At 64.9% G+C, this 21,515-nt stretch carries 22 protein-coding genes and 1 pseudogene; 9 read left to right on the top strand and 14 right to left on the bottom strand.

Annotated features, from left to right (window positions below; genetic code table 11):
- A pseudogene (locus tag WBF82_RS13430) lies at nucleotides 1–189 on the top strand (pyridine nucleotide-disulfide oxidoreductase); the annotation flags it as partial.
- On the opposite strand, the gene WBF82_RS13425 reads toward WBF82_RS13430, so the two are convergent.
- Nucleotides 168–1,256, bottom strand: a complete 1,089-nt coding sequence (locus WBF82_RS13425) for an NAD-dependent epimerase/dehydratase family protein (protein WP_424383507.1) — start codon at nucleotides 1,254–1,256, stop codon at nucleotides 168–170. The pseudogene WBF82_RS13430 and the gene WBF82_RS13425 sit on opposite strands and share 22 nt — an antisense overlap.
- Before the next feature lie 127 nt (nucleotides 1,257–1,383).
- Between WBF82_RS13425 and WBF82_RS13420 the strand changes: the two genes are divergently transcribed.
- Nucleotides 1,384–2,181 (top strand): lysophospholipid acyltransferase family protein, encoded by a 798-nt coding sequence (locus WBF82_RS13420; RefSeq protein ID WP_424383506.1) that lies wholly within the window; start codon nucleotides 1,384–1,386, stop codon nucleotides 2,179–2,181.
- A 120-nt stretch (nucleotides 2,182–2,301) separates the two neighbouring features.
- Nucleotides 2,302–3,729 (top strand): wax ester/triacylglycerol synthase family O-acyltransferase, encoded by a 1,428-nt coding sequence (locus WBF82_RS13415; RefSeq protein WP_424383505.1) that lies wholly within the window; start codon nucleotides 2,302–2,304, stop codon nucleotides 3,727–3,729.
- 14 nt (nucleotides 3,730–3,743) lie between these two features.
- Here WBF82_RS13415 and purQ read toward each other — a convergent pair whose 3' ends face one another.
- The 3 genes from purQ to WBF82_RS13400 form a co-directional block, all read right to left on the bottom strand.
- Nucleotides 3,744–4,418: a phosphoribosylformylglycinamidine synthase subunit PurQ gene (gene purQ / locus WBF82_RS13410; protein ID WP_424383504.1), complete on the bottom strand. Its 675-nt coding sequence runs from the start codon at nucleotides 4,416–4,418 to the stop codon at nucleotides 3,744–3,746.
- Nucleotides 4,415–4,654, bottom strand: coding sequence for a phosphoribosylformylglycinamidine synthase subunit PurS (gene purS / locus WBF82_RS13405; protein WP_424076782.1), 240 nt, complete (start codon nucleotides 4,652–4,654; stop codon nucleotides 4,415–4,417). The genes purQ and purS overlap by 4 nt, the downstream gene beginning before the upstream one ends.
- A 67-nt stretch (nucleotides 4,655–4,721) precedes the next feature.
- Nucleotides 4,722–5,393, bottom strand: a complete 672-nt coding sequence (locus WBF82_RS13400; RefSeq protein WP_424383503.1) for an ATPase — start codon at nucleotides 5,391–5,393, stop codon at nucleotides 4,722–4,724.
- Nucleotides 5,394–5,425: 32 nt separating this feature from the next.
- Here WBF82_RS13400 and WBF82_RS13395 point away from each other — a divergent pair, with 32 nt between their 5' ends.
- Entirely contained in the window at nucleotides 5,426–6,064 is a 639-nt protein-coding gene (locus tag WBF82_RS13395; protein WP_424383502.1) for an MBL fold metallo-hydrolase, read from the top strand.
- A gap of 70 nt (nucleotides 6,065–6,134) precedes the next feature.
- Here the strand turns inward: WBF82_RS13395 and WBF82_RS13390 are convergent, their stop codons facing one another.
- From WBF82_RS13390 to WBF82_RS13380, 3 genes are all read right to left on the bottom strand, one after another.
- Nucleotides 6,135–7,808 carry an FAD-binding dehydrogenase gene (locus WBF82_RS13390; protein ID WP_424383501.1) on the bottom strand — a complete coding sequence of 558 codons (1,674 nt, stop codon included), beginning with the start codon at nucleotides 7,806–7,808 and terminating at the stop codon, nucleotides 6,135–6,137.
- A 27-nt stretch (nucleotides 7,809–7,835) separates the two neighbouring features.
- Nucleotides 7,836–8,540: a DUF2334 domain-containing protein gene (locus WBF82_RS13385; RefSeq protein ID WP_424383500.1), complete on the bottom strand. Its 705-nt coding sequence runs from the start codon at nucleotides 8,538–8,540 to the stop codon at nucleotides 7,836–7,838.
- Nucleotides 8,541–8,619: 79 nt separating this feature from the next.
- Nucleotides 8,620–9,108 (bottom strand): glutathione peroxidase, encoded by a 489-nt coding sequence (locus WBF82_RS13380; protein WP_424383499.1) that lies wholly within the window; start codon nucleotides 9,106–9,108, stop codon nucleotides 8,620–8,622.
- 145 nt (nucleotides 9,109–9,253) lie between these two features.
- Between WBF82_RS13380 and WBF82_RS13375 the strand changes: the two genes are divergently transcribed.
- A complete protein-coding gene (locus WBF82_RS13375) occupies nucleotides 9,254–10,822 on the top strand; it encodes a DHA2 family efflux MFS transporter permease subunit (protein ID WP_424383508.1) in 1,569 nt (522 codons plus the stop codon).
- Here the strand turns inward: WBF82_RS13375 and WBF82_RS13370 are convergent.
- Nucleotides 10,819–11,394, bottom strand: coding sequence for a TetR/AcrR family transcriptional regulator (locus tag WBF82_RS13370; RefSeq protein ID WP_424383498.1), 576 nt, complete (start codon nucleotides 11,392–11,394; stop codon nucleotides 10,819–10,821). The genes WBF82_RS13375 and WBF82_RS13370 overlap by 4 nt on opposite strands.
- Nucleotides 11,395–11,486: 92 nt before the next feature.
- On the opposite strand from WBF82_RS13370, the gene WBF82_RS13365 reads away from it, so the two are divergent.
- Nucleotides 11,487–11,933, top strand: a complete 447-nt coding sequence (locus WBF82_RS13365; RefSeq protein WP_424383497.1) for a DoxX family protein — start codon at nucleotides 11,487–11,489, stop codon at nucleotides 11,931–11,933.
- On the opposite strand, the gene WBF82_RS13360 is transcribed toward WBF82_RS13365, so the two are convergent.
- Together WBF82_RS13360 and WBF82_RS13355 are read right to left on the bottom strand one after the other, a co-directional pair.
- Nucleotides 11,862–14,027, bottom strand: a complete 2,166-nt coding sequence (locus WBF82_RS13360; protein WP_424383496.1) for a S9 family peptidase — start codon at nucleotides 14,025–14,027, stop codon at nucleotides 11,862–11,864. The genes WBF82_RS13365 and WBF82_RS13360 overlap by 72 nt on opposite strands.
- Nucleotides 14,006–14,899 (bottom strand): phosphoribosylaminoimidazolesuccinocarboxamide synthase, encoded by an 894-nt coding sequence (locus WBF82_RS13355; RefSeq protein WP_424383495.1) that lies wholly within the window; start codon nucleotides 14,897–14,899, stop codon nucleotides 14,006–14,008. The genes WBF82_RS13360 and WBF82_RS13355 overlap by 22 nt, the downstream gene beginning before the upstream one ends.
- A 52-nt stretch (nucleotides 14,900–14,951) precedes the next feature.
- Between WBF82_RS13355 and WBF82_RS13350 the strand changes: the two genes are divergently transcribed.
- Nucleotides 14,952–15,572: a hypothetical protein gene (locus WBF82_RS13350; RefSeq protein WP_424383494.1), complete on the top strand. Its 621-nt coding sequence runs from the start codon at nucleotides 14,952–14,954 to the stop codon at nucleotides 15,570–15,572.
- Here the strand turns inward: WBF82_RS13350 and WBF82_RS13345 are convergent.
- The 3 genes from WBF82_RS13345 to purB are packed head-to-tail and all read right to left on the bottom strand — an operon-like array spanning nucleotide 15,559 to nucleotide 19,252.
- Nucleotides 15,559–16,581, bottom strand: coding sequence for a tellurite resistance/C4-dicarboxylate transporter family protein (locus WBF82_RS13345; protein WP_424383493.1), 1,023 nt, complete (start codon nucleotides 16,579–16,581; stop codon nucleotides 15,559–15,561). The genes WBF82_RS13350 and WBF82_RS13345 overlap by 14 nt on opposite strands.
- 5 nt (nucleotides 16,582–16,586) lie before the next feature.
- A complete protein-coding gene (locus tag WBF82_RS13340) occupies nucleotides 16,587–17,825 on the bottom strand; it encodes a cytochrome P450 (RefSeq protein ID WP_424383492.1) in 1,239 nt (412 codons plus the stop codon).
- The gene (purB, locus tag WBF82_RS13335) at nucleotides 17,822–19,252 is read right to left on the bottom strand and encodes an adenylosuccinate lyase (RefSeq protein ID WP_424383491.1); all 1,431 of its coding nucleotides are present in this window, start codon (nucleotides 19,250–19,252) and stop codon (nucleotides 17,822–17,824) included. Before purB ends, WBF82_RS13340 begins: the two co-directional genes overlap by 4 nt.
- Nucleotides 19,253–19,305: 53 nt before the next feature.
- Between purB and WBF82_RS13330 the strand changes: the two genes are divergently transcribed.
- Entirely contained in the window at nucleotides 19,306–20,163 is an 858-nt protein-coding gene (locus tag WBF82_RS13330) for a DUF429 domain-containing protein (protein WP_424383490.1), read from the top strand.
- Between the two features lie 2 nt (nucleotides 20,164–20,165).
- Here the strand turns inward: WBF82_RS13330 and WBF82_RS13325 are convergent, their stop codons facing one another.
- Nucleotides 20,166–20,786 (bottom strand): TetR/AcrR family transcriptional regulator, encoded by a 621-nt coding sequence (locus tag WBF82_RS13325; protein ID WP_424383489.1) that lies wholly within the window; start codon nucleotides 20,784–20,786, stop codon nucleotides 20,166–20,168.
- A gap of 92 nt (nucleotides 20,787–20,878) precedes the next feature.
- On the opposite strand from WBF82_RS13325, the gene WBF82_RS13320 reads away from it, so the two are divergent.
- A partial coding sequence (locus tag WBF82_RS13320) for an alpha/beta hydrolase-fold protein (RefSeq protein WP_424383488.1) occupies nucleotides 20,879–21,515 on the top strand: 637 nt, incomplete at its 3' end.

Raw genomic sequence — 21,515 nt, 5'->3', positions numbered from 1 at the left:
GTCGACCACGGCCATCTTCTCGGTGTGACAATGGTTGGCCCGGGCGTGTCCGAATTGCTGCACTCGGCCACTATCGCCGTCGCCGGCCGGGTGCCCATTGACCGGTTATGGCACGCCGTGCCGTGCTTTCCCACGATCAGCGAGGTATGGCTGAGACTTCTTGAGGCCTACCGAGATTCGTCGGCTTGACGACCGTTGACGTCGGGGCGAGGTTCGCCGAGCTGGGCCCGGATAGCACCCCACGGGTCGGCGTAGCGCCCCGGTGCATTTCGATAGGCGGCCCGGCGTTTGAGCAACTGCCGCACGACGGGGCCGACAACACGCATCGGGTAGCGCCGCCAGCCGGCGGTGGCGTGCATCTCGGCGAGCATGTCCGGCCACGAATAGTGCTGGAATGACAGCGCTTCCTGGGCACGGGCGGTGTCCATCCAGTCGGTGACGAACCAGTCTTGGTCGCTCTCCGGATCGCCGGGCCGACCCGCGGGCAACACATCCGAAAGGCCTCGTGCTGCGGCCAACGCAACACCGATGTCCTTTTGCCGGTGCAAGTGTGAGTCGTCACCGGCGATCAGAAGAATTTCACCCGCAACATCGGCAGTAGTCGCGGCGGCGAAAGCGGCCGCAACATCGCGGACGTCGACGGTGTGCAGGCGCCCGTCGGTGGGCAGCGCGCTCTCGAAGAACAGCGCGTCGCCACTGAAAGGCATAGCGCCCGGCTCGACGCTGATCACTCCGCCGAGGCGCAGGATCACCCAGTCCAGATCCGAGGACAGCACGTGCTCTTCGGCCTCGACCTTATGCGCGCCATAGAGGTCGGACGGCCGCAGTGGCGAGTCCGCGCGGATCAGCCCGCGATGTCGATGCGGATTGCGCGCTCCGTACACCGCGTTGCTGGATGCCTGGACGAAGCGTGGCGGATGTGCACAAGACTCAGCGGCGCGCAGCAGTGCCACCGTCGCGTCCACGTTGACGCGACGCCCCAGTTCGGGATGGCGGTAGATCGCCGGCGGGATCACCGCGGCCAGGTGGACGATCACGCTCGGCGATACCTCGGCAACCAGCCGGTCCACCTCCCGCGGATCGGTCAGGTCGGCCCAATGGGCCCGCGCACCCTCGGGCAGAGAATTAACCGCATTGCGCTGGGCGGGCGTACCCAGGTCGGTGGCGACCACCTGGTGGCCGTCGCCGACCAGCTTGCGCACGGTCTGCGATCCGACCAGCCCGAAACCGCCTGTGACAAGGACCTTCTCGGCCATCTTCCCCCTGGGTGCGATACATCTTCGGCGGCCCAGCAAACCGCGGATATGATATTCTCCTAAAAAGAGAGTATCATATACGCTGGTAGTTGATTGATTTATGGGACAGCGGGGAAACCTGAGCGACATGACCGCCGACAATCACGAGATCGCGAAGTGGGATCCGTCGTTCACCCGACAGCTCAAGAACGTGGTCGGGCCGCTAGTCAAGAGGTACTACCGCGCCGAGGTGCGAGGCCTGCCCAATATCCCGGAGGCCGGCGGGGCGTTGGTGGTGTCCAACCACTCCGGCGGCATGTTCACGCCGGACGTATTTATCTTCGCCTCGGCCTTTTACGACGCCTTCGGTTACCACCGCCCGGTGTACACGCTGGCTCACTACGGGGTGTTCCTGGGCCCGCTGGATGGGTGGATGCGCCGAGCCGGAGTCATCGAGGCGAGCCCGGAAAACGCTGCCAAGGCGTTGCACTCGGGTGCGGTCGTGCTGGTGTTCCCCGGCGGCGACTACGACTCCTACCGGCCCACGTTCAGCGAGAACACCATCGACTTCAACGGCCGCACCGGCTATGTCAGAACCGCCATCGAAGCCGGCGTGCCGATCGTGCCGACCGTGTCAATCGGTGGGCAGGAAACTCAGCTGTTCTTGACACGGGGTAACTGGCTGGCGCGCACGCTGGGTCTTAGCAAGGCGCGGGTGGACATCCTCCCGGTGAGCTTCGGGTTTCCGTTCGGTCTGAGCGTGATCTTCCCGCCGAACCTGCCGCTGCCGGCCAAGATCATCACCGAGGTGCTCGAGCCGATCGACGTCGCCGCTCGCTTCGGGGACGACCCCGATGTCGAGGAAGTCGACGCCCACGTGCGTTCGATAATGCAAGCCGCGCTGAACCGCCTGGCCCGGCGGCGGCGCTTCCCCGTTCTGGGCTGACCGATGCCCGGGCCGCCGATACGGTCGCTGCGGGCGATGTTGGGTGATTCCGGCGAAAACCCCACGTCTAAGGTGCTTGCATTGACTGGCAGGCATGGGGCCGTAAAAGGTGGGTGCGGCGTGAAAAGACTCAACGGTATGGACGCCATGCTGCTCTACAGCGAGACGCCCAACCTGCACACTCACACGTTGAAGGTCGTGGTCATCGACGCCACCGACTTCGACGGCGAATTCAACTACGAAGCCTTTCGGCATCACCTGCGCCGTCGGCTGCACCTGCTGGATCCGTTGCGCTACAAACTCGTCGATATCCCTTGGCGGCTACATCATCCGATGTGGCTGGAGAATTGCGAGGTCGACCTGGATTACCACCTTCGGCGGGTGCGGGTGCCGGCGCCCGGCGGTCGTCGAGAGCTCGACCACGTCATCGGCGAGGTGGCCTCCACGCCGCTGGACCGAACCCGCCCGCTGTGGGAGTTCTATTTCGCCGAGGGTCTGGCCGGGGATCGGTTCGCGCTAATCGGCAAGATCCATCACGCGCTGGCCGACGGGGTCGCCTCGGTCAATCTGCTGGCGCGTGCGATGGATCTCAAGGACGCACCGACTGACGAGCGCGACCACGGTGACGCCTGCGTCGCACCGACAACCGCTGATCTGCTGCGCGCGGCCGGACGTGACCACGTCCGGCAAATCACCGAGCTTCCCCGGCTGGTCAAAGATGCCGCGGTCGGCTTTTCTCGGGTGCGCCGCCGCTCCAAGCAACGCGGCGATCATCCGGATCTGGCCGACGCGTTCGACGCGCCGCCGACATTCCTCAATCACGTGGTTTCGCCGCGGCGGCGATTCGCCACCGCCGCGCTGCGGCTGGCCGACGTCAAAGCGACCGCCAAGGGGTTGGGCATCACGATCAACGACCTGGTGCTGGCGACAGCGGCGGGCGGATTGCGAAAGCTGTTGTTAGCCTACGACGGCCACGCCGACCGTCCGATCATCGCATCGGTGCCGACCGCCACCGACAAGTCGGAACGGATCACCGGCAATGAGATCAGCGGCCTGTCGATTTCGTTGCCGGTGCACGTCGCCGACCCCGCCGAACGCGCGCGGCTGGTGGCCCTGGCAACCCAGATCGCCAAAGAGGACCACGAAATTCTCGGCCCGCGCTTGTACGGCCAGCTGATGGCCTATTTACCGACGGCGATTGCCCCCGCGGCCTTCCGGTGGCTGGGTCATCGCGAGGCGCCGAACAAGATCATGAATGTCGCGGTCTCCAGCGTGGCCGGACCACGCGAGCGCGGCCATTTCGGCGGCGCCCCGGTCAGCGAGATCTATTCGACCGGCGTGCTCTCCCCCGGCGCACCGGTCAACATCACCGTCTGGAGTTACGTCGACCAGCTTGGCGTGGCCGTGCTGACCGACGACCAGACCTTCAACGATCCACACGAAGCAACGGACGCGCTCACCGAAGCATTCGGCGAATTACGCAGTGCCGCAGGGTTTTCAGCACAAGCCAGCAAGCTGGATTTGGCGGCCGATCACGCGTTGCGTTGAACGGGCGGCCGTCGTCACGCAGCCAGCACAGCGTCGAGCGCCGAATAGAACAGGCCGAGCCCGTCGTCGGATGGCCCGGTCAACGCCTCGATGGCGTGCTCGGGATGCGGCATCAGCCCGACGACTCGGCCGTTGGCTGAGCTGACGCCCGCGATGTCGCCCAGCGAACCGTTCGGGTTGTCGTGGTAGCGAAACACCACACGGCCTTCACCGTCCAGCTCGTCGAGCGCCTCGGCAGAGGCCACGTAGCGACCCTCACCCGACTTCAACGGGATCAGCAGGTCGGCGTCGGGCTCGAACCGCGAGGTCCACGCCGTCGTCGTCGACGCCACCCGCAACCACACATCGCGACAGACGAAATGCAGGCCGGCGTTTCGGGCAAGCGCGCCGGGCAATAACCCAGCCTCACAGAGCACCTGAAAACCGTTGCAGATTCCCAAAACCGGCAATCCACGGTTGGCCGCCGCGACAACTTCGCCCATCACCGGGGCGAACCTGGCGATCGCGCCGGCCCGCAGATAGTCGCCGTAAGAAAATCCGCCCGGCACTACCACCGCCTCGACACCCTTGAGGTCGGCGTGGGCGTGCCACAGGCTGACGGGCTCGGCGCCAACGAACCGCACGGCCCGCGCGGCGTCCACGTCGTCGAGCGTCCCAGGGAACGTGATGACCCCGATACGGGCCGTCACTGGGGTTCCCGGCTTACTGTCCAGTCTTCGATCACGGTATTGGCCAACAGCGACTCGGCGATCTCGGCAAGAGCCGAATCATCCACACTGTCATCGACTTCGAGCTCAAACCGCTTGCCCTGCCGCACATCTGAGATGCCGGCATGGCCAAGCCGCCCCAACGCGCCGACGATCGCCTGACCCTGCGGGTCGAGAATCTCGGCCTTGGGCATCACGTGCACAACGACCCGGGCCACCCGCGCTCCTCCTACCGATCCGGTTTGCTCGGACCCAACTGTACCGGTCGATACCGGCAAGGCCCGCTTAGCACGACCCGATGTAGGCCGCGCATACCGGCGACGTCATAGCGTCCAGAACTTGGGCATCGGAGATCGCCGGCCAGGGCACCTGCGGTGGCTCCGACGACCACAGCGTCAGTTCGCTGATGGTGCTGTTTTCCGGGTGCGCGACCAGGTAGGTGCGCATGATCACCGGTCCGCTGATCACCGCGGCCAGTCGGTTGGGCTCTTCGACGGTGATCGACGGCGACTCCGCCGCCGCCCCCAGTTGGCATCCGCGCAGCGCGGCGGCGGCGACGGCAAACACCGAGGATGCGTTCTGGCCGCCGCGGGCCGTGTCGCCGCGCCAGTGCACGACTTGGGCCTGCAATTGCCATTGACCTGGCGGGCTGACCACGACTGCGCGGCCGGCGACCGCCGAGTTGCGGGTGTCCTGCGGGAAGGCCGGGGTCGCACACACCTCCTCGAACCGAAACCGTGGCGTCGCCGTCCCGGTCATCGGTACCGCCACCCCGGCCAGCGATGGCCAGCGGTATGTCGAGTTCATCGGGATTGCCGACGACGGGATCCAGGCCGTGTCGGGGATCTGGTCGCACAGCGGCGGGCAGGTCTCCGGGTCGGCGTGGGCGGCGCCCGACGGCACCCACCCGACGACCAGGCCGCCCGCGATCAGCATGGTCGCCAGCACTACCCGCATGCCTGGCACCCCACGAGCGCACAATCGTAGACATGCAACTCACGCATTTCGGCCATTCTTGTGTACTCGCCGATTTCGGCCACACCAGCCTGCTGTTCGACCCGGGCAATTTCTCACACGGTTTCGAGGGCATCACCGGGCTGTCCGCGATCGTGATCACCCATCAGCACCCCGACCACGTCGACGCCGCCCGGCTGCCGGCGCTGCTGGACGCCAATCCGGATGCCGCGCTCTACGCCGATGCACAAACCGCCGAGCAGCTTGATGTGCCGTGTCAACAGGTGCGGGTCGGCGACCAGCTGTCAGTCGGCAACCTGACTATCCGCGCACTCGGCGGACAGCACGCCGTCATCCACCCCGAAATCCCAGTGATAACCAATATTTCGTATCTGGTCGGTGACGGCGAGCACCCCGCACGGTTCATGCACCCCGGTGATGCGTTGTTCGTCCCGGACGAACCGATAGACGTGTTGGCCACGCCGGCAGCAGCGCCGTGGATGAAGGTGTCCGAGGCCGTCGACTACCTGCGGGCGGTTGCGCCAGCGCGGGCGGTGCCGATCCACCAAGGCATCATTGCTCCGGACGCCCGCGGTATTTATTACGGCCGGCTCAGCGAGATGACCAGCACTGACTTCCAAGTGCTGCCTGAAGAAAACGCGGTCACCTTCTAGGCGCGAGCAGACGCAAAAGTCCCTTAATGCGCGGCGTGTCCGAGGCTTTTGTGTCTGCTCGCCGGACAAATTAGGCGATGTCGCTTGCGGCGCCGCGGCCGGCGGCGCGGCCCGAAAAGATGCACCCGCCGAGGAACGTTCCCTCCAGGGCCCGGTAACCGTGGACACCGCCGCCGCCGAAACCGGCTACCTCGCCGGCGGCGTAGAGCCCGTCGAGCGGCGTTCCGTCGGCCTTGAGTACCCGCGAATCCAAGTCGGTCTCCAACCCGCCCAACGTCTTTCGGGTCAGAATGTGCAACTTGACCGCGATCAGCGGCCCTGCCTTCGGATCCGTCAAGCGGTGCGGGGCGACGACTCGGCCCAGCCGATCACCGAGATACCCACGCGCAGCACGGATCGCGGTGACCTGGCTGTCCTTGGTGAAACGGTTAGCCACCTCCCGATCGCGCGCAGTGACCTCATCGGCCACCGTGGCGTAGTCCAGCGGCAGCACGTCGGGCAACTTGTTCATCGCAGTCACCAACTCGCGCAACGAGTTTGCGCTGACAAAGTCGACGCCGCGATCGACGAAGGCCTGAACTGGCCCGGGCGCTCCTGACCGTGCGCGCGATAACAACAGTTGACGTACACTGCGTCCGGTCAGGTCGGGGTTTTGCTCCTGACCGGACAACGCGAACTCCTTCTCGATGACCTTGGCGTTCAACACAAACCAGCTGTAGTCGGAGCCCGACTTCGCGATGTACTCCAGCGTGCCGAGAGTGTCGAACCCTGGATACAGCGGCACCGGCAGCCGCTTACCGTTGGCGTCCAACCAGAGCGACGAGGGCCCGGGAATGATCCGAATGCCGTGCAGCGGCCAGATCGGGTCGTAGTTGGTGATGCCCTCGGTGTAGTGCCACATCCGGTCGCGGTTGATCACGCGCGCGCCGGTCTTCTCGGTGATCGCCACCATCCGGCCGTCCACGTGGGCGGGCACGCCGGACAGTAGCTGCTCCGGCACCCGGCCCATCCGCTTGGGCCAGTTGGCCCGCACCATATCGTGATTGCCGCCGATGCCGCCGCTGGTCACGATCACCGCCGCAGCACGAAACTCGAACTGTGCAACAGCGTTTCGTGACGACGGAACGCCACGCGGTTGCGATGAGGGTTCCAGGACGGTGCCCCGAACCCCGGTCACCGCCTCACCCTCGACGATCAGCTCGTCCACCTGGTGGCGGTGCGCGAAACGCACCCTCGGCTGGCCCCGCAACCGCCGCGCGAACATTTCCACCAGAGCCGGCCCGGTTCCCCAGGTGATGTGAAAACGGGGCACCGAGTTGCCATGCCCCTGCGCGTCGTAGCCGCCGCGCTCGGCCCACCCCACCAGCGGGAAAATCTTCAAGCCCCGTGCACGCAGCCAGCTGCGTTTCTCCCCGGCAGCGAAATCGACGTAGGCATGCGCCCATTGCCGCGGCCAATAGTCTTCTTGTCGGTCGAAGGCCGCTGTGCCGAGCCAATCCTGCAGAGCGAGTTCGTGACTGTCGCGAACGCCCAGGCGGCGCTGCTCGGGGCTGTCGACGAAGAACAAGCCGCCGAACGACCAGAAGGCCTGCCCGCCGAGGTTGGCGCTGTTCTCCTGGTCGAGAATCAGCACCCGCATACCGCGGTCCACCACTTCGCAGGCTGCCACCAGGCCGGCCAGGCCCGCCCCGACGATGATGACATCGGCGGCCGGCCCCGCCGGCCCAGCTGCGGTATCGCTCATGGCGCTACACAGTAGCGACCTGAGCCGTCAGGCTGCGTGGAGAACGGTCTGATCGGCCGGCCAGTGATACACGGTAGGCCCGCAACCCTGCAGCAGAGCCAGGTCCACCGCGTCCAGCATCGCCTGCAGCGGCCCGGGCTTGCGCAAGTGATGGGCCGCGACCGCGACTCGGACGATGCCGTCCCGGCGGGCCACCCGCTCAGCGGAAAGCACCAGCATCCGGCACCACCACGGCTCGGCGAGAAAACCTTCTCCGATGCCCAACACACGTCCGCGCGCGGTCGTCTGCCGAACTAAATCGGTGATGCCGTGCAGATCGGCTAGCAGTCGAAAACCATTGTGCGGCAGGGTCTTAACCGTACCCGGCGACGCTGTCCAACCCGGAGCCGCGAACAGCCGGGTGCGCAGCCCGAGGTGCTCGAGCACACGGTCGGCGGCCATGATTCGCAGGTTGGCCTCGTGGGCTGGCAGCGCCGCGAATTCGCCGCGCCGTTGCTTGGTGGCGGCCTGGTCGTAGCCGTTCAACAGGATCGCGTCGCCAACCGCGCGGCGGCTGGCCAGCCACTCGACGGTTTGCGGATCACGGTCGAGGCGGTAGGCGCCCTTGAGCCGCGGAGCCACCAGCAACGACAGCGGCACCTCCCGGGCGTCCATCTGTGCGCAGAATGCTGCGACATCGTCCAACGTCCGTTCACAAATCCCGGAGACCGAGACGATCAACTTCCCAGACACACCACAATTTTGACGATTCGAAGTGTCCAATTGGTGACATACATGCGGACAGAAAACGTCGATCCGGTCCTGCGACCAGCTAATTCGGCAACGCAGCCTCGATTGCGGCGATAACCTCCGGCGCGTCGGGCACTGTGCGTGGACGGAATCGGTTGATTACCTTGCCACCCGGAGCGATCAGAAACTTCTCGAAGTTCCACTGCACATCACCGGCCTCCCCGGCGGCGTCGGCCGTCTTGGTCAGCTCCGCATAAAGCGGATGCCGGCCCGGCCCGTTGACCTCGGTTTTAGCTAACAGCGGAAACGTCACGCCATAGGTTGTGGAGCAAAAGGTTTGGATTTCTTCGGCGGTTCCGGGCTCTTGGCCCATGAATTGGTTGCACGGAACCCCAAGGACTGTGAGCCCGCGGTCACCGTAGTCGCGCGCAAGCTGTTCCAGCGCAGCGTACTGCGGTGTCAGGCCACACTTGGATGCCACGTTGACTACCAACACCGCATGGTCGCTGTAGTCGGCCAGCGACGTCGAACGGCCATCAATTGTGGTCAAAGCGATCTCGGTCACAGCCATAGCCGCCCACGCTACCCCAGCGCAAATTAGCTTGGTCGGCTAGCTAGTTCCTCGTTAGGCTGATTTGGTGGTCCATCGCCCAGACAGCCCGCACTCCCCGGAACCCACGCGGCCTGGGGCTGAGACTGCCTTTAACGGGGCTGTACTGCCGGCCGCGCCGATCAAGCCGATAGTCGACAACTCGCCCGATTATCCCGACGCGCTCGACGGCCGCCTGTTGCGCATCGCCGGTGTCTGCATTCTCGCCTCGGTGATGGCGATCCTGGACACCACGGTCGTCAGCGTCGCGCAACGCACGTTCATCACAGAGTTTGGGTCCACCCAAGCCGTCGTCGCGTGGACGATGACCGGCTACACACTCGCGCTTGCCACCGTGATCCCGCTAGCCGGGTGGGCGTCTGATCGGTTCGGCACCAAGCGGCTGTTCATGGGCTCGGTTTTGTGGTTCACGTTGGGTTCGCTGTTGTGCGCATTAGCGTCAAACATCGACGCGCTCATCGCTTTTCGCGTAATTCAAGGACTCGGCGGCGGGATGCTGACGCCGTTGACATTCATCATCTTGACCCGCGAGGCCGGCCCGCGCCGGCTCGGCCGGTTAATGGCGGTGCTCGGCATCCCGATGCTGTTGGGCCCGATTTGCGGGCCAGTGCTCGGCGGCTGGCTGATTGACGCCTACAGCTGGCAATGGATTTTCCGGATCAACCTGCCGCTTGGGGCGATCGCGTTATTCCTCGCCGCGGTGGTGTTCGGCAAAGACCGCCCGACGCCGTCGGAGACCTTCGACTTCACCGGAATGGCCCTGCTTTCACCCGGTTTGGCGACGTTGTTGTTCGGCGTTTCATCGGTCCCCCGACGCGGCACATTCACCGACCCGCATGTGTGGATACCGGCGGTCATCGGCCTGAGTTTGATAGCCGCGTTCGTCTTGCATGCCCTCACCCGTGCGCAGCACCCGCTCATTGACCTCCGGCTGTTTAAGAACCGGGTGGTGACGCTGGCTAATTCGGCGATGTTCTTGTTCGCCGTCGGGTTCTTTGGGGTCGCGCTGTTATATCCCAGTTATTTTCAGCAGCTGTTGCACCAGACCCCGCTGCAGTCAGGGCTGCATCTGATACCGCAAGGGCTCGGCGCGATGGCGACAATGCCGCTGGCCGGCACGTTCATGGACAAGCGCGGGCCGCGCAATGTCTTGCTGGTCGGTATCGCGCTTGTAGCTATTGGCTTGACTGTGTTCGCCTGTGGCGCATGGCAACAAGCCGGATACACACCAGTCTTACTGGTCGGCTTGACCATTACCGGCATGGGCTTGGGCTGCACCATGACGCCGCTGTCCGGGGCCGCGGTGCAAACCTTGGCCCCGCATCAGATCGCGCGAGGTTCGACGCTGCTCAGCGTCAACAGTCACATCGCGGGTTCGGTCGGCACTGCGTTGATGTCCGTGGTCCTCACCAACCAATTCAACCGCAGTGAAAACATCACCACCGCAAACACACTCGGAATGCTGCGAGGAAAGACGGGGAGACACGCTGCACCGATTCACTCGTCGGAAGCGCTTTCGCCCGACTTCACTAACCGCCTGATGCAGGACCTCTCGCACGCCTACACACTCGTCATCGTCGTGGCCATCGTTCTGGTTGCATTGACGTTCTTGCCGACCGCGTTTTTGCCGAACAAGCCGCCGCTAGCCACGAAGCCCCGGGCGCCGGCGTACTAGCCGGCTGACGAGTCGTCGAAGAGCATCCTCGCAATCCGCTCGACCGTCACCGTCGGATCGGTCTCCTTGAGACGGGCGTTAACCGCGTCATTGAGCCATAGCATCGAAAACCCATGCACCAGTGACCAAGCCGCCAGCTCGGCGCCCGCCGGATCCGCTTTAGCATGCTGATCCGCCAGTGACGCCACACCCCGAGACAACTCGGCACCGGCAGCCGCTTGAGCCGCTACCAGTTCCCCGCTTGCCGGGTCGACCAGCGACTTGTCGAACATCACTCGATAGTGGCCCGGATGCTCGAGGGCAAACCGCACGTACGCCAGCGCGGCATCAAGGAACCGGGGCCGGGCCTCAGCGAGGCCTGCAGCCAATAACTCGAATCCCTGGGCGGCCAGCGCGGTGAACAGGCCGCGCCGATCAGTGAAGTGATGCGCCGGCGCCGCGTGTGACACCCCGGCTTCGCGCGCCAACTCGCGCAGCGACACCCGGTCGGCCCCGCGCTCGGAGACAAGACGTGCGGCCTCGGTCAGGATCGCGGCCCGCAGATCCCCGTGATGGTAGTTCGGGCGACTCATAACGCCACCATAACTCACGAACTTGACAGTGGCTAGTTCCGAATCGTAAGCTCGCCGTCAGAACTTGTCAGTGCCTAGATTGGAGATGGACAATGGCCCCGTTGATCACCCTGCTGGTGGGCGGCATCGTTGCGCGGATCGTCGGTTGGGCCGGTGTCGACTACCTCGACAACTGGGTCACAGCGATCGCCGTCGGGCTTGCCGCGATGTTTGTCCTGACCGGTGTCGCGCACTTCGCCCCACCGCTGCGTGCCGCGCTGATTGCGATCGTGCCTCCGCGGCTACCGGCACCCGGCCTGCTGGTGACCGTCACCGGCGTGCTGGAACTACTCGGCGCCGCGGGTCTGTTGGTCCCCGCCACTCGGGTAGCCGCGGCGGTTTGCCTGCTGGTGCTGATGGTGGCGATGTTCCCGGCCAACATCTATGCGGCGCGGATGCCTAATCCACCCAAGTCGATGACGACGCAGTTACCCCTGCGCACCGCTGAGGAGATCGTCTACCTGGCCGCTGCCATAGTGGTCGCCATCGGCGGCAGCTAGCAGCCAGGCGTACTGATAGGCCGCCTCTTTCCAGCGCTCGTAGCGCCCACTGATTCCGCCATGGCCGGCGGTCATCTGGGTCTTCAACAGCACCGGATTACCGTCGGTTTTGGTGTGCCGCAATGCCGCGACCCATTTTGCGGGTTCGACGAAATAGACCCTGGTGTCGTGCAGCGAGGTCATCGCAAGGATCGGCGGATACTTCTGGGCACCAACATTCTCGTACGGCGAATAGGACTTCATGTAGTGGTAAACATCGCTGTCGCTCAACGGGTTTCCCCATTCGTCCCACTCGGTGACGGTCAGCGGCAGCGACGGGTCCAGGATCGTGGTGAGCGGATCGACGAATGGCACCTGCGCCAGGATCCCGGCGAATAGATCGGGGGCCATGTTGGCGACAGCACCCATCAGCAGCCCCCCGGCACTGCCACCCAACGCCACCAGCTGCTCCGGTCGGGTCAGTCCGGAATCCACCAGATGTTTTGCGACCGTGATGAAGTCGGTAAAACTGTTCTTCTTCTCCAGCAACTTGCCGTGCTCGTACCACAGACGGCCCATCTCACCGCCTCCACGCACATGGGCGACGACAAACGTCATGCCCCGGTCGAGCAGCGAGAGCCGAGCGATGGAAAAACGTGGATCCTCACAGATCTCGTATGCGCCGTACCCGTAAACGAGTGCCGGCGCAGGAAATTCAATGTCGGCGCGGTGCACGATTGAGATCGGTATCCGGGTTCCGTCAGAGCCATATGCCCAGTCACGGCGTTCGATGTAGTCCTCGCGACGGTAGTCACCAAGTACCGGCTGCTCGCGCAGCAGTGTGCGCTCCCCGGTGACCAGATCCAGATCGTAGATCTGCACCGGGGTGACAAACGATCCCGCACCGATCCGAAGCTTCGGTGAGTCCCAATTCGGGTTGGCACCGAGGCCGGACGACATCAGCTCGGAGTCGAACGAGATCTCCTCGGGCCGCCCATAGACGGCGCCATCGATGGGCCACAGCTGAATTCGCGGCAACGCCTCCCCGCGGTAGCTGACCACGAGGTGGCCGGCAAAGGCGTCGACGGCGTCCAGCCGCACGTCGTCGCGGTGCTCGATCAGCGTGCGCTGCACGGTCGGGTCATCGACAGGTGCCTCCACCAGCGTGAAGTTGACCGCGCCGTCGTTGTGCAGAATCAAAAACCGGTTCTGCCCGTCGACGATTGCGTGTTCTACCGAATACTCGACGCCGTCGCGCCGTGGCAACACAGTGCCGAACTCGGCATGCGGGTCGGCGGCGTCGGCGTAGCGGACCTCGGAGGTAATCGCCGACCCCGACACGATCAACACATACGCGTCGCTGCGCGTTCGGCCGACCGCAAGCCAAAACCGCTCATCGGCTTCGTGATACACCTTCTCTGCTGGCAGACCCGAGGCGAGGCGGTGTCGCCACACCGTCTCGGGACGCCACGCCGCGTCGACAGTGACGTAATAGACGGTGCGATTGTCGGTAGCCCAGGTCGCTCCGGCGCCGATACCGACGATCTCGTCCGGATATTGCTCGCCGGTGCGAAGATCCCTGAACCGCAACGTATAACGTTCATCGCCCACCACGTCGACGGAGTACGCCAGCACATTGCCGTCGGGGCTGATGCTGGCCGCGCCCAGTGAGAAGTAGTCGTGTCCCTCGGCTTCGACGTTCTCGTCGAGCAGTATCTGCTCACCGGGAATCTGGGTGTGCTCGTCGAAGATCGGCGGGTTCCAGTCAGTCGGATCGGCTACTGGACAACGGCATTGGACACCGTATTGCTTGCCTTCAAAGCTGCGGGCGTAATACCACCAGTCGTTCCGTCGGATCGGCACCGACAGGTCGGTCTCTTTGGTGCGTGCTTTGATCTCGTCGAAAATCTTCTGCCGCAACGGCTCGAGCTGAGCCGTCATCTGGTCGGCGTAGTTGTTCTCTGCTTCCAGATAAGCGATAACCTCGGGGCTGGACTTGTCGCGCAGCCATTCATACGGGTCGACGAACACGTCACCGTGAAACTCTCGTGGACTGTCCACCCGCTTGGCAACGGGCGGTGCTGGCAGGTCGCTCACCCGCCCGCTCCGATCCATTCGTCGAAGCGGAGCCCGGAAATCCGTTCGTAAGCCTCGATGTAGCGGTCACGGGTCGCGTCGATAATGCTCTGGGGCAGCGGCGGCGGGGGCTTGGATCCGTTGCGGTCCCAGCCGGAGTCGGGGCCGGTCAGCCAGTTACGGACGAACTGCTTGTCGAAACTGGCCTGCACGACGCCGGCGCGGTAATCGGCAGCCGGCCAGTACCGCGACGAATCGGGCGTGAAGATTTCGTCGGCCAGCACCAAGTTGTCATGCGCATCGATGCCGAACTCGAATTTGGTGTCTGCGATGATGATTCCTCTTCTCAGCGCGTGGTCGGCCGCCTGTACATAGGTCTGGATAGTGCGATCGCGCAGCTGATTAGCTCGGACTCCACCTACCATCTCGATCACCTGAGGGAACGAGATGTTCTCATCATGTTCTCCCAGTTCGGCTTTCGTCGCCGGGGTGAACAGCGGCGAGGAGAATCTGCTGGCCTCGACCAAGCCCGGAGGCAGTGAGATGCCGCAAACCTTGCCGGTCTGCTGGTAATCCAGTAATCCCGAGCCGGTCAGGTAACCGCGGGCGACGCACTCCACAGGAACCATCTTCAGCTCTCGTACTACCAGTGCGCGCCCCAAAACCTCCTCCGGGATCCGCGGATCGTCCGGCGGCCCAGCAAGGTGGTTCGGCGCTTCGACGAGGTCGAAGAAGAAAACGCTCATCGCCGTCAAAATCCGACCTTTGTCGGGAATCGTGCTGTCGAGCACGTAGTCGAACGCTGAAATCCGGTCGGTCGCGACGAACAACAGGTGATCGTCGTCGATCCGGTAGAGCTCGCGAACCTTGCCACTGGCCATGTGCCGGTAGTCGGACAGAGCGGGACGCATCGGGTCAGCCTAACGGGCGGGTATATAGCCGCAGTGTGCTGGGATCGGGGTTATGAAATCGCGGTTTCTCCCCTACGCCACTACCCCGCGCCGGCTGTTGGCGCAATTGTGCAGTGACGTCTTTGTCGTCAGCTGGACTTTTATCTGGGTGCTGGTCGGTCTGGCCGTCCACAGCGCGGTGTCAACTATCGCCGCAGTGGGCCGGCAGGTCCAGGGCGGCGCGAATGGTGTCGCCGACAGCCTCAAATCGGCCGGCCACAGCGCCGATCGCGTGCCATTGGTCGGTGATGCAATGAGTAAGCCGCTCACCGCGGCCAGCAAGGCCGCCCTCGACATCGCCGGGGCCGGGCACAACCTGGACACCACCGCCAGCTGGCTGGCCGTCGTGCTGGCACTGGCCGTCGCTGCACCGCCTGCCCTCGCAGTGGTGGTGCCGTGGCTGGTGCTGCGCATCCGGTTCTTCCGACGTAAGTGGACCGTGAGCACTCTGGCGGGCACACCGGCCGGCGAACAGCTCTTGGCACTGCGGGCGCTGGCCAACCGGCCGCTCCGCCGGCTCGCTGCCGTCAGCCCCGACCCGGTCGGGGCGTGGCGCGTAGCGGATCCCACCGCGATCCGAGGACTGGCCGCCCTCGAAATGCGATCGGCGGGGATTGCCGTCAGGGCTCGCTGAGGCCGGAGGGCCCACGCTGCCGGCCGAACACGTGGCGCAACCGCAGCAGCCCGGCGACCGCGACAATCAGCCAAGCCGCGAAGGCATCCCAGAAGAAAACCAGCGAAATCGTCTGCAGCGACCGCATACTCAGCTCGGCCGCCATGGCTTCGGTGGCGACCGAGTACATGCCCAGCGGAAACACCAGCGACCACCACGCACCGGTGAACTGTAAGACGTCGGGACGCTGGGTGATGCGGTGCAGCCCGAAGTAGATCAGCGGCGGTATCCACAGCGTTGCGGCCACCCAGGTGACGATCGTGATAGTCCGTACCGCTGCGGCCAGCGATCCGGAGAGTTGTTGATGCAACCCGTCGCCGGCCAGCGTCGCAATAGCGAGCGCTCCCATCATGATCCACGAGTCAGGCGCGAACCCGTCTCGGTCGCGCCGTTCAACACCTGCGCGCCACAGGATTAGCCACGTCATCAGCGCGTAGATACTGATCGCCGCCCACCAGATGGGCAGCGCAGCGAGCAGCCACCAACGGTGGCCGGTGTGACGGGAAACCTCGCTCATCACGATCACTAGCCCGGATGTCCCGACGCTGGCGAGCTCCCACGCACCGTGGGCATGGTCGCGCAGCGCCGACCAGCGGTGTGCCGACATGTTGCGAACGGTAAGCACAATCAGCACCAGCCACGCCAATAGCGCAAGGACGCCGAGTACCCGCAGTATCGCAAGGTTGAACGATAGTCTGGTGTCCAGCACAGCGCAGGCGGCGACGAATGTGAACAGCCGTAGGGCGGTGTCAGGATCGGTCAAGTCCCAGAACAGCTTTCGTATTCTGGCAGCTGCGGCCGCGATGATTGCGACGACAAGTACACCAAGGCTGAGGGATGCCAGGCCGCCCACCGCGTCGCTGAGCGTGAAGTAGTGGTGGTCACGCGCGCCAACCGACACGATTCCGGTCGCCATCACCGCAGCGAACACGTCCGGCGGCGGTTCGATATCGGAGGACCGGAGATTCACAAACCTCAGCGTAATTCGACGATCATGTGTCGGATACCGGTATGGCGGTTGCTGCGCGTCCATTCGACCGGACGCACGACCTGCACGGCGTCAAAACGCGAAAACAGCTCTTCGAACAGCACTCGCAGTTCCAGCCGAGCCAGATTGGCGCCCAGGCAATAGTGCACACCCTGGCCGAAACCTAAGTGTGGATTGGGTTTACGGGCAATGTCGAACTCATCGGCGCGGTCGAAGACGCTGCCGTCCCGGTTGGCCGAGCCTTCCCAAATCTGTACCTTGTGGCCGGCCTCGATCGACGCATCGCCGACTGTGGCGTTGCGGGTGGCGGTGCGCCGCTTGGACGGCGACGGCGACGTCCACCTGATGATCTCCTCGACCGCCGTCGGCAGCATATCGAAATCCTCACGCAGCGTGCGCAATTGCTCCGGATGCTCCGCCAGCGCCAGCAGCCCACCGCCGACCGCGTTTCGCGTCGTCTCCGCGCCCGCGCTGAACAGCAGACTGAAAAACAGGTACAGCTCAAGATCCGACATGGCCGACGTGGTTGTATCGTCAAGCATCGCATTCGCGACGACCGACAGCATATCGTCGGTCGGCTCAGCCCGCTTGGATGCGATCAACTCCTGGCCGTAGGAGTACATTCGCGAGCCCGCCTCCTCGACGGAGAGCTGCGACAAGGCCGCCTTGCGTGAGCCGCCGAAGTCGAACTGCGGCTCGATGGCCTCGAACAACCAATGCCGTTCGGACTCCGGCACTCCCAACAGTATGCAGATCATCTGCATCGGCAATTCGGCGGCGATGTCGACCAGAAAGTCGAACGCCTCGCCCGGCACTACCCCGTCCAGCAGCCGACGTGTGCGGGCGCGAAGATCATCCTCGACGAGGCGGATCATCCGCGGCGTCAGCCCGGAGCTGACCAGTCGGCGAATCTGCGAATGCCGCGGATCGTCCATCATGTTGAGCACCTGGCCCGCGATAGACAGGTCCTGCAACAGTGTGCCGCCGAACGGCCGATCGCCGCCGGTGACCGAGGAGAACGTCACCGGATCTTTCAGCACTGCAAGCGTTTCCGCGTATGTTGCGACCGACCAGAAGCCTTCTTCGTCTGGGGTATGCTCGGTCGGCTCATGCCAGTAGACCGGTGCTTCTCGGCGGTGCACAGCGAACAGCTCATGCGGAAATCCGTTGGCGAAGTTGTCCAGATCGGTGAAGTCGATCTCCGAGAGGGCGCCGGCGAGAGTCATAGGATCGAGCCTGGGGTGTACTTGGCCGCGTCCGGGTAGCGGCCGACCAGCGCGTCCACCCCGGCCACCACCGCGTCGACCTGATCCCCGGCGGCGCCGATGAACGCCTGCTTATCGGCCAGCGCGGCGTCCAGCGCCGCCCGGTCCAGCGGCAGTCGCGGATCGGCGGCCAGCCGGTCGAGAAGGTCGGGCTCGGCACCACGTTCGCGCATCGCCAGCGCGGTGGCCACCGCGTGTTCTTTGATCACCTCGTGGGCGGCTTCGCGGCCCATTCCGGCGCGCACCGACGCGATCAGAACCTTGGTGGTGGCCAGGAACGGCAGGTAGCGGTCCAGCTCGCGCGCGATCACCGCAGGGTATGCACCAAACTCGTCGAGCACGGTCAGCATCGTCTCGATCTGCCCGTCGACGGCGAAGAAGCTGTCCGGCAACGTAACTCGGCGGACCACCGAGCAGAACACGTCACCCTCGTTCCACTGCGCGCCGGCCAATTCCGCAGCCATCGACGCGTAGCCTCGCAGCACCACCTGCAGCCCGTTGACCCGCTCGCAACTGCGGGTGTTCATCTTGTGCGGCATCGCCGACGAGCCAACCTGCCCCGGCGCGAAACCCTCGGTGACGAGGTCGTGGCCGGCCATCAGCCGTATCGTGTGCGCCAATGACGACGGCCCGGCACCCAGTTGCACCAGAGCGGACACCACTTCGTGGTCCATCGAACGCGGGTATACCTGTCCGACACTGGTCAAAATCGTTGTGAATCCCAGGAAGTCGGCGATGCGTCGTTCGAATTCGGCGAGCTTGGCCACGTCACCGCCGAGCAGATCGAGCATGTCCTGGGCGGTGCCCATCGGACCTTTGATGCCACGCAACGGGTAGCGGTCGATCAGGTCGCGCAGTCTCGTCAACGCCAGCAGGGTCTCCTGCGCCGCCGAGGCGAAACGTTTGCCCAACGTGGTGGCTTGTGCCGCGACGTTGTGGCTACGTCCGGCCATCACCAGGTCGCGGTAGGTGACGGCACGCTCGGCCATCCGCGCCACCACTGCGACGCCGTGGGCGAACACCAATTCCAGCGATCGCCGCACCTGCAGCTGCTCGACGTTCTCGGTCAGGTCGCGGCTGGTCATCCCCTTGTGCACTTGTTCGTGGCCGGCCAGCGCGTTGAATTCCTCGATGCGGGCCTTGACATCGTGTCGCAGCACCCGCTCGCGGGCCGCGATCGAGGCCAGGTCGACGTCGTCGAGCACCCGTTCGTAGTCGGCGATGGCGGCGTCGGGGACCACTGGACCACCTGCCACGCCCAGCTCCTTCTGCGCACGCAGCACCGCCAACCAGAGCCGCCGCTCGGCGACGACCTTGGCCTCCGGCGACCAGATCGCCACCATCTCGGCGCTGGCGTAGCGGTTGGCCAGCACGTTCGGGATGGTCACAAACACACAGCTTAACGGCGCCGCTACGACGGCGGATCAGGCACAGTAGCCCCATGCACTTCGTTGGGCTCGACCTCGCCTGGGGCGAGAAGAACAGCACCGGTGTCGCGGTCATCGATTCCGACGGCCGGCTGCTACATGTGGGCGCCGCGCAGGAGGACGCGAGCATCGAGGCCGCGGTGTCGCCGTACGTGAGCGACGACTGCCTGGTGGCCATCGACGCGCCGCTGATCGTGAGGAATCTGACCGGATGCCGGCCGTGCGAGACCGCGCTCAATCACGACTTCCATCGGTTCGAGGCGGGAGCTCATCCAGCGAACGCCGCAAAGCCCGAATTCGCCGACCCGCGTGGCGCGCGGATCGCGACGGCGCTCACCCTCGACATGGATCCGCTGTCGAGTTCACCCCGCCGGGCGATCGAGGTATATCCACACCCGGCGACCATCGTGTTGTTCGGCCTGGAGAAAACCCTCAAGTACAAGCGCGGCCCGTTCGAGGTTCGTCAACATGACCTGCTGCAGTTGATGACGCTGATCGAGGGACTCGACAAGGCAACGCCGCGACTGCGGGTGAACCACAACGTGTCCTGGGTGGAACTACGCAGACGGGTTGCCGCCGCGACTCGACCGGCACAGCTGGACCGAGACGAGGATCCCGTCGACGCCGTGCTGTGCGCATACGTCGCGCTGTATTGGTATCACCGGCCCGAGGACGTGACGGTATATGGCGACTTCGCCAGCGGCTACATCATCACACCGACAGTTCCCCCGGATTTGGCGCCCGCGCCGCGTCGTCGTGCGGCCGCACAGCCGGGCACCGACGAGTTGCGTGAGCGGCTCGCGCAGCTTGCCGCACTCCTCGATGAAGCCCAACGCGGGTTGACCGAGATCCGTCGGCAACTCGACCGTTAGCGTCAGAGCTGGACGATGGCCTGGTCGAACGGCGCCAACGAGTCGATGACGTCGATCACCGTCGCCCGCGCGACCGTGCGGGGATCCTCCCGATCGTCGACCAAGGCGGAAAACACCGCGCCGTCGACCGCGTAAATCAGCGCTGCAACCAACTCCAGGCGCACCGAGCGGCCCGACCGCTCGATCACCTCGGAGATGGCGTCGGCGCGCTGATGCAGGTTGCGGCGCTGGATGTCGCGTAAAGCGGGCTGCCGGGCACAAGCGATGTAGCGCTCATAGCGCGAAATCAGCTGCTCGATAAGATGCGGGCCGGATTCACTGCCGACCAGCAGGTCGACCAGTAGGTCAGCGGTCGTCTCGGGCCCACGACGCCGGCGAGACAGGGCGGCGACCTCGGCCCGCAGCCGCGCTACCTCCAGCATTCCGATGTGGGCGACCGCACTGCAGATGAGGTCGTCGAGACTAGAGAAGTAATAGGTGGTCGAGGCCAGCGGAAGGCCAGCCCGGCGGGCAACGGCGCGGTGCCGAACCGCCTCGAATCCGCCTTCGCACAGCAGCTCGGCGGCCGCGCTGACCAGCGCGTACCGTCGACGTTCTCCCTTGGGAGTGACAGCTGCAGTCACCTAGGACATGGTGCCAGCCAGCCTGGTGCCGCATAGCCCTTTCACACAAACGCCATATCTGACGTGAAGCGGCTTCGCTTTAAGATGTCCGGATGCCAGATCTGAGTCGTCGTGCCATGTTGCGCCTTGGCGCCGGCGCGGCGATGGGAGCCCTGGGTGCTTACGCGTTGGACAGGCTGCCGCCTGTTCGGCTCCCGCTGACGACGCCGGTGACCATGGCGGGCACCGGCGTTCCACTGGCGCCGCATCCGCCGCTGGATCCGGCCCCTGCGCCGGTCGCGGCCCCAACGATGGTCACCGGCTCGTTCGTGTCGGCGGCACGCGGCGGGACAGCGACCAATTGGGCGATCGCCCGACCGCCCGGTCAAACCAAGCCCCTGCGGCCGGTGATCGCGTTGCACGGCAAAGGAAGTAGCGCCTCCACCGTGATGGACGGCGGCGTCGAACATGGCTTGGCCCAAGCCGTCGCGGCCGGCCTGCCCCCATTCGCCGTGGTCGCCGTCGACGGAGGCGGAAGTTATTGGCACAAAAGGGCTTCCGGCGAAGATTCGGGTGCCATGGTGTTGAACGAGCTCATCCCGATGCTGGACACCAAGGGCCTCGACACCTCGCGGGTCGCGTTTCTGGGCTGGTCGATGGGCGGCTACGGCGCACTGTTGCTCGGCGGCCGGCTCGGGGCGCCCCGCACCGCGGCGATCTGCGCGGTGAGCCCCGCGCTGTGGCTATCGT

This window comes from Mycobacterium sp. (assembly GCF_049673265.1).
Classification (GTDB): Bacteria; Actinomycetota; Actinomycetes; order Mycobacteriales; family Mycobacteriaceae; genus Mycobacterium.
This window is presented reverse-complemented; position numbering and strand designations above follow the sequence as displayed.